Source organism: Acinetobacter sp. UC24323 (genome assembly GCF_024151445.1).
GTDB classification, from domain to species: domain Bacteria; phylum Pseudomonadota; class Gammaproteobacteria; order Pseudomonadales; family Moraxellaceae; genus Acinetobacter; species Acinetobacter baumannii.
Window position 1 is genome coordinate 349549 of the sequence record NZ_JAHIBY010000001.1, and the last position, 15348, is coordinate 364896.

10 protein-coding genes are annotated in these 15348 nt (G+C 38.5%); 6 read left to right on the forward strand and 4 right to left on the reverse strand.

Annotated features, from left to right (window positions below):
• The first annotated feature begins 11 nt into the window (after nucleotides 1-11).
• Both glnD and dapC read left to right on the forward strand, forming a co-directional pair.
• Nucleotides 12-2675 carry a [protein-PII] uridylyltransferase gene (glnD, locus tag KNQ97_RS01695; protein WP_000611177.1) on the forward strand — a complete coding sequence of 888 codons (2664 nt, stop codon included), beginning with the start codon at nucleotides 12-14 and terminating at the stop codon, nucleotides 2673-2675.
• A 25-nt stretch (nucleotides 2676-2700) separates the two neighbouring features.
• Nucleotides 2701-3870 (forward strand): succinyldiaminopimelate transaminase, encoded by a 1170-nt coding sequence (gene dapC / locus KNQ97_RS01700; RefSeq protein WP_002041015.1) that lies wholly within the window; start codon nucleotides 2701-2703, stop codon nucleotides 3868-3870.
• A gap of 57 nt (nucleotides 3871-3927) precedes the next feature.
• On the opposite strand, the gene KNQ97_RS01705 is transcribed toward dapC, so the two are convergent.
• The 4 genes from KNQ97_RS01705 to msrB all read right to left on the reverse strand — a co-directional run bounded on the left by KNQ97_RS01705 (nucleotide 3928) and on the right by msrB (nucleotide 6371).
• The gene (locus KNQ97_RS01705; RefSeq protein WP_002058450.1) at nucleotides 3928-4560 is read right to left on the reverse strand and encodes a LysE family translocator; all 633 of its coding nucleotides are present in this window, start codon (nucleotides 4558-4560) and stop codon (nucleotides 3928-3930) included.
• Between the two features lie 64 nt (nucleotides 4561-4624).
• Nucleotides 4625-5470, reverse strand: a complete 846-nt coding sequence (locus tag KNQ97_RS01710; protein WP_000535310.1) for an AraC family transcriptional regulator — start codon at nucleotides 5468-5470, stop codon at nucleotides 4625-4627.
• Nucleotides 5470-5955, reverse strand: coding sequence for a glutathione peroxidase (locus KNQ97_RS01715; RefSeq protein ID WP_000066032.1), 486 nt, complete (start codon nucleotides 5953-5955; stop codon nucleotides 5470-5472). The genes KNQ97_RS01710 and KNQ97_RS01715 overlap by 1 nt, the downstream gene beginning before the upstream one ends.
• Nucleotides 5952-6371, reverse strand: coding sequence for a peptide-methionine (R)-S-oxide reductase MsrB (gene msrB, locus KNQ97_RS01720; RefSeq protein WP_000521160.1), 420 nt, complete (start codon nucleotides 6369-6371; stop codon nucleotides 5952-5954). The genes KNQ97_RS01715 and msrB overlap by 4 nt, the downstream gene beginning before the upstream one ends.
• 240 nt (nucleotides 6372-6611) lie before the next feature.
• On the opposite strand from msrB, the gene KNQ97_RS01725 reads away from it, so the two are divergent.
• From KNQ97_RS01725 to dnaE, 4 genes are all read left to right on the forward strand, one after another.
• The gene (locus KNQ97_RS01725; protein WP_000078703.1) at nucleotides 6612-8042 is read left to right on the forward strand and encodes a pyridoxal phosphate-dependent aminotransferase; all 1431 of its coding nucleotides are present in this window, start codon (nucleotides 6612-6614) and stop codon (nucleotides 8040-8042) included.
• Nucleotides 8043-8507: 465 nt separating this feature from the next.
• Complete coding sequence (locus tag KNQ97_RS01730) at nucleotides 8508-9815, forward strand: dicarboxylate/amino acid:cation symporter (protein ID WP_000810598.1); 1308 nt, start codon at nucleotides 8508-8510, stop codon at nucleotides 9813-9815.
• Nucleotides 9816-10498: 683 nt separating this feature from the next.
• The gene (locus KNQ97_RS01735) at nucleotides 10499-11566 is read left to right on the forward strand and encodes a type II asparaginase (RefSeq protein ID WP_000956445.1); all 1068 of its coding nucleotides are present in this window, start codon (nucleotides 10499-10501) and stop codon (nucleotides 11564-11566) included.
• 214 nt (nucleotides 11567-11780) lie between these two features.
• Nucleotides 11781-15344 carry a DNA polymerase III subunit alpha gene (gene dnaE, locus KNQ97_RS01740; protein WP_001160984.1) on the forward strand — a complete coding sequence of 1188 codons (3564 nt, stop codon included), beginning with the start codon at nucleotides 11781-11783 and terminating at the stop codon, nucleotides 15342-15344.
• Nucleotides 15345-15348 lie beyond the last annotated feature (4 nt).

Genomic DNA, 15348 nt, shown 5'->3' on the forward strand with positions numbered 1-15348 from the left:
GACCCATTTTCATGATCAATACATCGCCATTGCTGAACTATGTCTCAAGTCATCATGATATTAAAGCCATTAATCAGTGGCGAACGGATGTAGAAAAGCAATTGCAAGATTCATATGAAAATGGGCAATCTATTCGAGAAATCATTAAAGCTCGTTCAGATTTAGTAGATGAAGCGCTCGTCTTTTTATGGAAACATGCAGAACTTGACCAGTCAAAACTAGGTCTTTTTGCAGTAGGTGGTTACGGGCGCCGTGAAATGCTACCCTATTCTGATGTAGATATCATGATTTTGTCTGAGGATGAAATCAGTGAAGAAAATGAAAAACGTATCTCTACATTTATTTCCTCTTTATGGGATGTAGGAAATTTCAAACCAGGTATTAGTGTTCGCACCATTCAAAGCTGTGTTGAACAAGCCGCTACCGATTTAACTGTTGCCACTACATTAATTGAAGCGCGTTTAATCACGGGCAATACGCAACTTGCGAAATGGCCTCGCCGTATTGTTTCACAGACATGGACAGACAAAACATTTTATGACGCAAAAATGGCTGAACAAGCCAAGCGTTATCACCAACACAACAATACTGAAAGTAATTTAGAACCTGACATTAAAAATGCACCGGGCGGTATTCGTGACATTAATCAAATTGGTTGGATTGCCAAACGCCACTTCCGAGTGAACCGTATCTATGACTTAGTGCATTTAGGTTTCATTTCAGAGTTTGAATTGGCTGTTTTAGAAGAAGCTGAAAGCTTTCTTTGGGAAATTCGACATCATTTACACCGTTTAGCCAAACGTGATGAAAACCGTTTACTCTTTGACCACCAAAGAGAAATTGCTGCTAAATTTGGTTACGTTCGTCAAGAAGGCCAACCTGTAAATTATGGCGTTGAGCAATTCATGAAACGCTACTACCGTACGGCGCAGCAGGTTTCAACACTCAATGAAATGTTGCTGGCGTATTTTAGTGAGTCTGTCATTACTCCTCGACTCCCCAACTATGAACGCAAAATTGAAGTTGTGAACGATCACTTTAAGATTGTCGACAATAAACTTGCAGTACAGCATCATAAAATTTTTGCAGAGCATCCGAGCGCGATCTTAGAGCTATTTTATATTTTAGCGAATCGACCAGATATTGAAGGTATTCGCGCTCGAACTTTGCGCTTACTCATTCTTGCTGCAAAACGAATTAACCAAAGTTATCGTGATAACCCAGAGCATCAAGCACTATTTATGTCGATTATTCGCTCACCATATCGACTATACGATACCTTGGTCGCGATGAAACGTTATGGTGTGTTAGGAAACTATATTCCTGCTTTTGGCCAAATTATGGGTCTTATGCAATATGACCTATTCCATATCTATACAGTCGATGCTCACACCTTATTATTGCTGCGTAATTTAAATCGTTTTAGAGAACCTGAATTTGCCAAAGAATTCCCTGTAGTAAGTTCAGTTTTCCAACGTCTTGCTCGTCAAGATATTGTCTTTATTGCTGCTTTATTCCATGACATCGCAAAAGGTCGCGGTGGTGATCATAGCGAACTTGGCGCAGAAGACGCGATTGAGTTTGGCCGTGCACATGGCTTTACAGAGCGTGAATGTAAATTAATTGCATGGCTTATTCAAAACCATTTGCTCATGTCTTTGACCGCTCAGAAAAAAGATATTTCTGATCCTGATGTCGTGAAAGATTTTGCAGAAAAACTTGGCGACATGGAGCATCTTGATTATCTCTACACTTTAACAGTTGCAGATATTAACGCCACAAATCCAAAACTTTGGAACACATGGCGCGCATCGCTTATGCGTCAGCTTTATACGCATGCTCGTGATGTAATCCGTACAGGTTTAGGTCGCCCTGTTGACTACCAAATGTTAATTGAAGACACCAAATTTGCAGCAAGTGAATTACTGGTAAATAACTTTGCATTGGCTGATGTCGAAAAAGTATGGCAAGAACTTGGTGATGAATACTTCATTAAAGAGTCGGCAGATGAAATTGCATGGCACACACAAGCAATTTTAAAACATGGTGATAATCCAGAGCCATTAGTCCTCTTGCGTGCTCACCGTAAAGCAGCTCAAGATGCGGTGCAAATCTTTATTTATACACGTGACCAACCTAACCTGTTTGCTACTACTGTTGCTGTTTTAGACCGCATGAACCTAGACGTTCAGGACGCAAAAATTATCACAGCAAGTACCGCATTTAGCTTAGACACTTATGTTGTACTCGATCGTTTCGGTACATTGCTTACCGACCCAGAACGTGAAGAAACCGTTAAAAATGCATTAGTGAAGGCGCTTAGCCAACCAGACCAATACCCGGGACTCATGCAACGCCGTATTCCGCGTCAATTACGTCACTTCGATATCGAAAATACAGTCGACGTAACATTAAACGAAGCCTTACAGCAAAATATGGTCGAAATTTCAACACTCGATCATCCTGGCCTACTTGCACGCGTGGGTGGTTTATTTATGATGCAAGGTTTAGACATCCATTCAGCCCGAATTGCAACTTTAGGTGAACGTGCCGAAGATATTTTCTTTGTCACCAAAAAAGATGGGAAACCGCTGAATCACGAAGAGGTCAAACTCTTCTCGGAAAAACTGAAAGCTGCATTAGATGAAGCATCTAATCAAATTTGTCAGCACTGAAACTCAACTACTTGGTAACTGTTTAATGAACTCTAGCTTGTCGTTATTACACCCGTATCCATTTGAAAAGTTAAACCAACTTTTTAAGGATACTACTCCTGCTAACCTTCCCTTGATTCCTCTATCAATTGGCGAACCTAAGCATCCAGCACCAGAGTTTGTTAAACAGGCTATTATTGATAACTTTAACCATTTATCAACTTATCCAAACAGCAAAGGCTTACCAGAGCTTCGCCAAAGCATTGCAGATTGGTTAACTAAGCGCTTTAAACTCAACAGTATTAGTGCTGAAAACCACATCTTGCCTGTCTCTGGTACACGTGAAGGCATTTTCTCTTTTGTACAGGCATTAATTAATCGTGAAGATGCACCTTATGTGGTGATGCCAAATCCGTTTTATCAAATTTACGAAGGTGCGGCTTTACTTGCAGGTGCAAAGCCATACTTTATTAATTGCACAGAAGAAAATGGCTATTTAGGTGATTTTGATGCTGTACCAGCAGAAGTTTGGGAAAAGACAGCCCTTCTTTTTGTATGTACACCGGGTAACCCAACAGGTACTGTGCTTTCTAAAGAACAATTTAAAAAGCTGATTGCCTTATCTGATCAATATAATTTTGTTATTGCGTCTGATGAATGCTATTCAGAACTTTGGTTTGACCAAGCTCCTACGGGTTTATTAGAAGTATGTGCGGAACTTGGCCGTGATGACTACAAAAACTGCATCGTTTTTCATTCACTTTCAAAACGCTCAAACTTACCAGGTATGCGTTCAGGTTTTGTAGCGGGTGATGCTGCTTTATTAAAGCCATATTTGCAATACCGTACCTATCACGGCGCAGCAATGCCAGTACAACATCAGCTGGCCTCAATTGCAGCATGGAATGATGAAAGCCATGTTGAAGAAAACCGTAAGCAATATCGTGCAAAATTTGACTTATTTCAATCTGAGCTAGGTCATTTGCTTCCATTACAAAAACCAGATGCTGGTTTTTACTATTGGTTAAAAGTGGATAATGATGAAACTTTTGCCAAAATGCTGATGGAAAAAGCACATATTAAAGTCTTACCGGGCCGTTATTTATCTCGTGATACCGAACAAGGTAACCCTGGAGCTAACCATGTACGTATGGCGTTAGTGGCAGATTTAGCTCAATGTGAAGAAGTAGTTAAGCGTTTAAAAGCGATTCTGTAAGCCTCTTCTTAGCAGTTGTACAGCCTATTACTCAGGTTGTACAACTGGGCTATAACACTATTTATATGTAATCAAAAGCACAGCAAAAAGAATAAAAGCTAGCGCAGAACAATAATATAAACCTGTTGCAGAGCGCTTAATTTTGATTAGAATTCGATCGTAGGCCAGTAGTTTAACCAATAAGATATTCCAGATTAAAACCACACCGACCATCCATACACTCATAAGCAGTTTTTGAAATAAACTAAATTTATGTTGTATAAGCAGCATTAAGCTACTATAAAACATAATATTTTTTGGATTTAGAAGACTCGATTGCAAACCTAATACCAAGCTTTTAATTTTGTTGTGCTTATCTTCTGCTTGGTCACTTAAATTATTTACATCGGTTGAGAAATTTAGAACTGTAGATCGGGCTGCATTAAAACAAAGAAAACTCAAATAAGCCAAATACAAAGCGCCAAGCCATTTAAATATTAAAAGTAAGATACTACTTAGATTTCCAAGCAACATAAAACTAAACAGGCATCCAGCCAGAATTAAAGCATTTCCCAAAGTGATTCCTAGAACAATACCATATGTATAACGGCGTCCTTTTTGTAGAAGACTAGTGAGAATAAGAAAGAAATCTGGACCCGGTGATAAGAGTGCTAAAAAATGAGTAAATGCAATAACTAAAAAAACTTCCATAACAGCTTCATCTGTAAAACAGTCTGGAAAATCTTAAAAATAGAGCTAAACAATTTCTTGTAAATTATTGCGCGGCTGCGAGCTGGAACTGCCGAGGAGTTACCCCTGTATGTGCTTTAAAAGCTTTATGGAAATGACTTTGATCACTAAAACCTAAATTTACAGCCAATTCGGCAAGTGGCACGCCTTGCTTGAGCTGCTCTCGAGCCTGATTAATCTTTAAATTAATTTGAAATGCATGTGGAGTTAAACCTACATTTGCTTTGAATAGACGTATGATTGCATATCTGCTTAAACCTACTCGTTGAGCAAGTTCTTCTAAAGAAATAAAACCCTCTGAGGATGAAATCACATCGATCAGGTTTAAAAAGTCTTTATATAAATATTGAGGCTTTTGTATTTCTTCTAAAATAAAATGAGGTAATAACAAATGAATCAGGCAATGGAGAAGAGACTGCTCTTTTTCAAAAATTAATTTTTGCGCATCAAATAATGTCTCATTCATTTCAGTAAAAGCTTCATATAAAGATTCGTCTTTTATAATGAGCGGCTTATGCTGAGGTATATGTAAATCAAGACCTTGCTCTTGAAATTCTGAATACAGTTGATTTAACCATGCTAGATCTAAATGAAGCATCTGGTAACTCCATGCCTGATTTGGCATAGGATTACATGAATGCTCAACATGTGCGGGCACAATGACCAATGTACCCGCCGAGATCTTTTGTGCAGTGCCAAAAGAACTTTGAAAAACACTATTCCCCTCATCTATAGCACCAATTGAAAATGTTGGATGGCTATGAGACTTATAACATGTTCTGCCAAAACATGACCTTCGGGTTTCCACATAAGGCATTCGCCGATCTTGCCAAAACTCGAAAGTTTGAGGAATAGCGTTCATTGAACCCATTAACTCGCTAATGCTTTTTCAATATCAGCTTCCAATGCTTCAGGCTTGGTTGTTGGCGCATAACGATTTAAAACCGAACCATCTTTACCCACTAAAAACTTGGTAAAGTTCCATTTAATAGTACTGCTTCCTAAAATTCCTTTTGCTTCACGGGTTAAATATCTAAAGATCACATGAGCTTCAGGACCTTTTACATCTACTTTGGCAAACATAGGGAATTTCACTCCATAGTTACGCTGGCAGAATGTACCTATCTCTTTATTGCTTCCGGGATCTTGCCCACCAAACTGATTGCAGGGAAAACCTAAAACTTCTAAACCTTGGTCTTTATATTTTTCATAAAGTTTTTCGAGGCCCGCAAACTGTGGAGTAAAACCACATTTACTTGCAGTATTTACAATTAATAAAACTTTACCTTTGTAATCAGCGAATTGTTTAATATCTCCCTCTAACAATTCAGCTTCAAACTGATAAATGTTACTCATGGATAGGTTTCCTCATCATTTTTTTCTTGTGTTTTCAGTTGTAATGATGCCGAGTTCACACAGTAGCGCAAACCTGTCGGCTGTGGTCCATCTTCAAAAACATGCCCAAGATGAGCTTCGCAATCATGACAAACAATTTCCGTTCTGACCATACCATGCGTTAAATCTTCATGTTCATCAATAACGCTTCCATTCAGAGGGCGAAAGAAACTTGGCCAACCACAACCGCTATCGTATTTTGCATCTGACGAAAACAATTCCGCGCCACAACAACGACAAACATAAGTGCCATGTTGCTTAGTATTCCAGTATTGCCCCGTAAATGCTGGTTCAGTGCCCTTTTGTCGCGTTATCCGATATTCTTCAGGTGATAACTCTCTTTGCCATTCTCGGTCTGTTTTATTAACTTTTCCCATGACCTGCACCTTTTATTCTGATGTAAACATAAATTGATAATCGTATTTTATATTTACGCCATTCATCAAAAAAACACTAGTCTCTGAACGTAAAATTTGTTGGATTTTAAACATCTAAGTAACAGAAAGCAAAAAGTAAGCAAAATATAAAAACAAAAGAAAGCAATTTTTTATTTTATTTCCTTTTAAGGAAGCAAAGATGGTGCTATTCTTGTGTGGCACGGTTGTATAGGACAAAACATGTCTCAGAAAAAAAGTGTGCTTTTCCAGCAACTATTACCAGTTATCAAACAGTATCAGCAATCGGGCTTTACCCATGAAAAAATTGTTGAATTACTTAAAGATCAACATGATCTGAATTTGGTGACAGTCAAAACATTTAAAAGTTATTTATACCGATATGCAAAAGTGAATCCAGCTATGTCTAAAAATACTGCTACTCTCCAATCCATGCCAACTTCCCGAGAAATTAAAAAATCATCGAAGCTTGAGCATGTTTGTTATGACATTCGCGGACCAGTATTACGAGCCGCCAATGAAATGGAAGAGCAAGGACATAAAATCATTAAGCTGAATATCGGCAACCCTGCCCCATTTGGTTTTGAAGCACCACAAGAAATTATTAATGACGTTGCTTTAAACCTACCAAATGCAATTGGTTATGTAGATTCAAAAGGTATTTTTCCGGCACGTAAAGCAATCTGCCAGTACTACCAGCAAAAAGGCATCTTAAATATGCACGTTAATGACGTGTATATCGGTAATGGTGTATCTGAACTCATTGTCATGGCTATGCAAGGCCTACTCGATGATGGTGATGAAATGCTCATTCCGATGCCGGACTATCCGCTATGGACAGCTGCCGTTAACCTGTCAGGCGGTACAGCCATTCATTATAAGTGTGATGAAGAAAACAGTTGGTATCCTGATATTGCCGATATTGAAAGTAAAATTACTTCAAACACACGTGGTATTGTCATTATCAATCCGAACAACCCAACTGGTTCGGTATATCCACGTCATGTGCTTGAGCAAATTGTGGCACTTGCAAAGAAACATGATCTGATTTTATTTGCTGACGAAATTTACGACAAAATCGTTTACGATGGCATTGAACATGTTGCTGTTGCTTCTTTAGCAGGCGACCAATTATGTATTTCTTTCAATGGGCTATCAAAAGCATATCGTATTGCTGGTTTCCGTTCAGGCTGGATGGCAATCACAGGCGATAAGAGCCGTGCAGCAGACTATATCGAAGGTCTGGATATGTTAGCTTCAATGCGTTTATGTGCAAACGTACAAGCTCAGTATGCAATTCAAACGGCGCTTGGTGGCTATCAGTCTATTAATGACTTGATCCGACCAGGTGGACGTTTATATGAACAGCGTAATATCGCATGGGAAATGTTAAATGAAATTCCTGGTGTAAGCTGTGTTAAACCAGAAGGCGCAATGTATTGTTTCCCGCGTCTTGACCCTAACATTTACCCAATCGAAGATGATGAAAAGTTAATGTTAGATTTACTTCGTGCTGAAAAAGTACTATTAGTTCAAGGAACAGGTTTTAACTGGCCAACACCAGACCATTTCCGTGTTGTTTTCTTACCGGCAGAAAACGAATTACGTGAAGCAATTGGCCGTTTAGGTCGTTTCTTGGCCAATCGCCGTTAAAAAAATGCATACTAAAAAGGCATCTTAAATTAGGTGCCTTTTTTTATTTTTATATCATTTAAATAATTATTTAATAACTAATATCACCTATTTTAATTAGATCAATAAACCAAATTAATATACTGAATAATATAAACTTTTAAAAATAATATATAAGACTTATTTTCTCAAAAAACCTCATCCATATTTTTTTACCAAACGTTTGAATTACTATATTTATCCCCTATTCCTCCTTTCGTTATTATGCAAAAAATGCATAAGTTGATATTTTTTTGCATTTCACACTGCTTCAAAATCGAGCAACAATCCCTTCCCATAACAACATCACCATATTCGATTCGGTTAATACTGATGCAAATTTAGGAAGATGAAATCAGTTACAGGACCGAACTGAACTACAAGGAAAGCTTTCAATCATCGTTATCCCATCTAAAAGATGATTGAACCCAAAGGATAGAGGTTCCTATGAAGCAAAAGAAATTGCTCAAGTATATTGTAGTTGCTATTTTACTAGGAGTATTGACGGGTTGGATCTGTCATCACTTCTTTAATGAAGGCGAGCAACTGAAGCAAATCGCTTCTTATTTCAACATCGTCACAGATATCTTTTTACGTCTCATCAAAATGATTATTGCCCCATTGGTATTTGCTACAATTGTGTGTGGCATTGTGTCAATGGGCAAATCAACTTCAATTGGTAGCATTACACTTAAGTCAATGACTTGGTTTATTACCGCTTCGTTTGTCTCACTTGCCATCGGTATGGGTTTAGCAAACTTTTTCCAACCTGGCGCGGCACTAGATCTAGCATTACCAACAGCTCAACAACTTAGTAGTTCTTCTCTCCCAACAACTACTGGTTTTACCCTGCAATCATTCTTGAGTCACGTGTTCCCACGCAGCATTGCAGAAGCAATGGCGAACAATGATATTTTACAAGTCCTTGTTTTCTCTATTTTCTTTGGTTCAGCTCTTGCTTTTGTAAATCAGGGCAAAGAAAAAGACTCAGTTATCATTCGCTTAACTGATGAACTCAGTAAAATCATGTTTCGCATTACTGACTACGTAATGATGTTCGCACCTTTTGCAGTATTTGCTGCAATCGCTTCAGCAATTACAGTACAAGGCTTAGGCTTAATTGTTGATTATGGCATTTTAATCGCAGAATTCTACTTCGGTCTGCTATTACTTTGGGTCATTTTGTTCTCTGTTGGCGCAATCGTACTTAAAAAAGATATCTTCCGTTTAGGTAAATTGATTCGTGAACCTGTAACACTTGCTTTTGCTACAGCTTCAAGTGAATCAGCCTATCCTAAAGTTATGGATGCTTTAAATAAGTTCGGCGTGCCTAAAAAAGTGACTAGCTTCGTTTTACCTTTGGGTTATTCATTTAACCTTGATGGTTCGATGATGTACACCACCTTTGCAGTACTCTTTATCGCTCAAGCTTACAATATTGATCTGAGCTTCACTCAACAAATCTTGATTTTGTTAACGCTTATGGTGACAAGTAAAGGTATTGCGGGTGTTTCAAGAGCTTCTATTGTAGTTATCTCGGCAACACTCACAATGTTCCATTTGCCTGAAGCCGGCATTCTATTATTGCTTGGTATTGATCAGTTCCTTGATATGGGCCGTACTGCAACAAACGTAGTAGGTAATAGTATTGCGACTGCAGTTGTTGCCAAACTTGAAGGCGATAAAGTTGCTGATACTGAAGAATTACCAGAGCCTGTATTAATTAAATCAACTCAAGAACAAACAATCGCTTAAGTTTCCTTTTTCTCCCACTCTCCCAACTTAAGAGCAATTTTATACGACCTTATAAAATTGCTCTTTTTTTCTTCAAAACTAAACAATAAAAAGTTATCAGTATTTCTATATTAAATAATAGGCCAAATTATGGATTTTATTTCCTATTAAATTTCTTAAAAGTAAACCTTAAAAACAGAATAAAAAACCATCATTCAAAAATTTATATATTTAGAAACACATACTAAATGATTATTTTTTAATTCAATTTATGATTGATTCATAATATTAAACAACTAAGATTATTATTTAATTCGAACATGAAAAATTTTATTTTATATTCTTAATAAAAATAGTTTTAAAAATCAATTCAATAAATCCACCAAATGTTAAATAAAGGCCCAACCCAACCTATTATTTTTTAATTTTATAAAGACTAAAAAATCATTTGCGTGAATTATATTAAAAAGTAAATAAATTCAGATAAATTAGAAAAACTTAATAGATTTTTTATTTTTTTCATGATATTTATTAGCGCTGAATAAAAGCAATGTTTAAATGATTGTTGTCGAAACAAAATGATATTCAAGGATGCTTTTATTCAAACAAGTTACGGATATGTTTTACATGGTATGTATTTTGCTTAGGAAAAGCAGGCGTATTCGGCAAACTTTATACTTCGTCACTTCATAAGGATATTTTCGATGTTGACTAAAACTGTTAAATCTTTCGGTTTAGCGATGGGCTTATTAGCCTGCTCTCTCCCACTTTACGCAAAAAACAATGTTGTTGTTGTCGCTACTGGCGGTACCATTGCTGGTGCTGGCGCAAGCTCAGCAAATAGTGCAACTTATACAGCAGCAAAAGTTCCAGTTGATGCTTTAATCAATGCAGTTCCTCAAATTCAAGATTTGGCAAATGTATCTGGTATCCAAGCATTACAAGTAGCTTCTGAAAGTATTACTGACAAGGAATTATTACAAATTGCTCGTCAAGTAAATGAACTTGTTAAAAAGCCAACTGTAAATGGCGTTGTGATTACACACGGTACAGATACTTTAGAAGAAACAGCATTTTTCTTAAATCTTGTTGTTCATACTGATAAACCAATCGTACTTGTTGGCTCAATGCGCCCATCAACTGCTCTTTCAGCAGATGGTCCACTTAACCTTTATAGTGCTGTTGCATTGGCCGCTTCTGATGATGCAAAAAATAAAGGCGTTATGGTTCTCATGAACGACTCTATTTTTGCTGCTCGTGATGTAACTAAAGGCATCAACATTCATACAAATGCTTTTGTAAGCCAATGGGGTGCTTTGGGTACACTTGTTGAAGGCAAACCATATTGGTTTAGACAATCTGTTAAACGTCATACCAATGCTTCAGAATTTAATATTGAAAATATTAAAGGTGATGCTCTTCCAACAGTACAAATCGTTTATGGTTCTGACTCTATGCTTCCTGATGCTTATGAAGCATATGCAAAAGCTGGCGCTAAAGCGATTATTCATGCAGGTACAGGTAATGGTTCTGTAGCGAAATATATCGTTCCAACATTACAAAACCTTCATGACAAAAACGGTATTCAAATTATCCGCTCATCGCGCGTTCCACAAGGTTTTGTATTACGTGATGCAGAACAACCTGACTCTAAATATGGTTGGGTAGCAGCTCATGATTTGAATCCTCAAAAAGCGCGTCTTCTTGCAGCGCTGGCACTTACCAAAACCAACGATGCGAAAGAAATTCAACGCATGTTCTGGCAGTACTAAAATTTCTAACCAGCCCAAATCAATTTGGGCTGGTTCTTTTTATTCGCTTTAATTTTCTATTTAAAAATAAAAGAACAACTTTGATCAATCCTTCACTTTCGTGTTCTCAACCTTCTGTTTAAATACTAAAATCCATAACAGTTGCCAAAATATTAAGCATTTCGTTTGAACTTTGCGTGTTAAACTATGCTGCGGTCGCATTAAGGATTGGTTTATGCAGTTTGTTCATCTCGGTATTTACACAGAATTTTCGATTACAGAGTCGATTGTTCGCATACCCGACTTGGTCAAGACTGCGGTAAAGGATGAAATGCCTGCGCTGGCACTTACCGACTTATCTAACCTTCATGCTGCTGTAAAGTTTTATAACTCTTGCCTTAAGAAAGGCATTAAGCCAATTTTGGGTAGTACAATCCGTCTTAATGATGCCCAACATCGTGCAACTTTGCTTGCAATGAGTGATATTGGATGGAAAGGACTGACCGAAATTGTTTCGCGTGGCTTTATTGAAGGTCAACAACTCAGTATCCCTTGTGTACAAAAAGAATGGGTCCTAGAGCAGCATCAAGATATTATTGTTTTACTTGGCCAACATAGTGATGTTGGGCAAATGCTTTGCTCATCTAACCCGCAAAAAGCAGAACCTTTACTTGAAGAGTGGATCGAAAAGTTTGGTAATCGTGTTTATCTAGCCTTAACACGTACTGATCGTCCTGGCGAAGAAGACTTTATTCAAGAAGCTGCCAAACTTGCAGCTAAATATAATATTGGTGTTGTTGCACACAACGATGTGCACTTTATTGAAAAAGAAGATTTCGAAGCGCACGAAGCTCGTGTATGTATTGCAGATGGTTACGTTTTAGCAGATGATCGACGTCCACGCTTATATAGCCCAGAGCAATATTTCAAAACTTCTGATGAAATGATTGAACTGTTCTCAGATATTCCTAGTGCTATTGAAAACACCTATCAAATCGCTAAACGCTGTAATGTCACTTTAAAGCTCGGTACTTACTTTTTACCTGAGTATCCAATTCCTGATGGTTTTACCATCGATACCTATTTTGAGCACTTATCAAAAGAAGGTTTGGAAGAGCGCTTAAATTACCTTTACCCTGTCGAAAAGCGTGGTGAAGACTGGCCTGAAATTCGTAAACCATATGATGAACGAATAGATTATGAAGTCGGAATCATCCTGAAAATGGGATTCCCTGGTTACTTCCTGATTGTCATGGACTTCATTCAATGGGCGAAAAACAATGGTGTCCCTGTTGGACCGGGCCGTGGTTCAGGTGCAGGTTCATTAGTAGCTTATAGCTTAAAAATTACAGATCTTGATCCACTTCGTTATGACCTACTCTTCGAACGTTTCTTAAACCCGGAACGTGTATCGATGCCCGACTTTGACGTCGATTTCTGTATCGCAGGTCGTGACCGTGTGATCGATTATGTATCACGTACTTATGGCCGTGAAGCGGTGTCTCAGATTGCAACGTTCGGTACGATGGCTGCGAAAGGTGCGATTCGTGACGTTGCCCGCGTTTTAGGGAAGTCTTATGGTCTAGCTGACCGTATTTCAAAAATGGTTCCAACTAAGCCACTTGGTGTGGATTTGGCAACTGCGATTGAAATGGAACCTCAGCTTAAAGATATTGTTACCAACCCTTCCAACCCAGATAATGATGATGCCAGCGAAATTTGGGAAATGGCATTAAAGTTAGAAGGTATTACCAGAAATACAGGTAAACATGCCGGTGGTGTTGTTATTGCACCCGGTAAAATTACCGACTTCTCTGCTGTGCTTTGTGACGCAGACGGTACTAACCGTGTAGCACAGTACGATAAAGATGATGTAGAAGCTGCAGGTCTCGTAAAATTCGACTTCTTGGGCTTACGTAACTTAACCGTTATTGAAGATGCTATCCAAAATATTAATAAAAACCGCGATAGCAATGACCCTTTAAACATTTCGCACGTCCCTCTTGACGACCCTAAAGCTTATTCTGTCTTTGCTGATGCAAATACAACCGCGGTATTCCAGTTTGAATCCGTCGGTATGAAACGAATGCTTAAAGAAGCGCGTCCAAGTAAATTCGAAGAAATTATCGCGTTCGTATCTTTATATCGTCCGGGTCCGATGGATCTGATCCCAGACTTTATTCACCGTATGCATGGTGGAGAATTTGAGTATCTTCATCCATTGCTTGAAGGTGTATTAGAACCAACCTACGGGATTATGGTTTACCAAGAACAGGTAATGCAAACTGCACAGATTTGTGCAGGTTACACACTCGGTGGCGCTGACTTGCTCCGCCGTGCAATGGGTAAAAAGAAACCTGAAGAAATGGTGAAACAGCGCCAAATCTTCCTTGAGGGTGCTGGACAAAAAGGCATTGATGAAAGCACAGCCAACCATATCTTCGACTATATGGAAAAGTTCGCAGGCTATGGTTTTAACAAATCACATGCCGCAGCCTATGCGCTTGTTGCATACCATACAGCATGGTTAAAAGCCCACTATCCTGCCGAATTTATGGCAGCAGTAATGTCATCGGAAATGCAGAACACTGACAGTGTCGTATTTTTGATTGATGACTGCCGAAATAACGGTCTCGAGGTCTTACCGCCATCAGTCAATATGTCGACTTATCATTTCCATGCGAGCGATGATAAAACCATTGTCTATGGTTTAGGGGCAATTAAAGGTGTTGGTGAACAGGCAATGCAGTCTGTTATTGACTCACGTCGCCAACAAGGACCTTATACTGACCTATTCGATTTCTGCCATCGTATTGATTTGAAAAAAATCAATAAACGAACCTTAGAAGCACTTATCCGTGCTGGTGCGCTTGATTGTTTAGGTATTGAACGTTCAAGTTTAATGGCTCAATTGCCAGAAGCTGTGCAAGCTGCCGAACAGGCACGTAGTAACCGTGAAAGCGGTATTATGGACTTATTTGGTGAAGTTGAAGAAGTTCAACGTAAACCAGCTAAACCTGTTAAGCCATGGAGTGATGAAGTTCGTCTCAAAGGCGAAAAAGATACACTTGGACTATATTTAACAGGTCACCCAATTGATGTTTATCGTCAAGAACTCAAAGCGTTTATTCCTGCAAAACTTAATGAAATTACCGCAACTCGTCGCGGTGTAACGACTGTTTATGCAGGACTTGTCCTTGATGTAGCGAATTTCCCAAACCGTGTTGTTATTGTACTTGACGACGGAACAGCGCGTATTGAAGTCAGCTGTAACCACGAACGTTTCCAACGCTTTAAAGATATTATTCAAGTTGAGCGCGTAGTCGTCTTTGAAGGCGAGATCTATGAGCGTGAAGGTTTTGATCGTCCAATGGGACGCTTGAACAAAGCGTTTAGCTTAAATGAAATCAGACAAAAACGTGCCAATAGTATTCAAATCAAATTAACCCATGATCTATTGCAACCAAGTTTGGCAAAAGATCTACAAAATATATTATTGCCGTATTGTAATGTCGATATGCATCAGCATATTGCAATACAGTTACAGATTGACCAACCATATGCTCAGGCTGAGCTTCAGCTTGGCCCACAATGGAAAGTCGCTCCTTTAGATGAACTTCTTGCCAAACTAAGAGATTACTTTGGTAAGGATAATATTCATATTGAATATCAGGTAAAATCTAAGGCAGCTAAAGCAGCAGAACCTGTTCGTCCACAACCTGTTGCCTCACCTCCTGTGGACATGACTATTGATGATGCATTGGATTCATACCAAAGCGAAGTTTCTCAATATTCGTAATTTC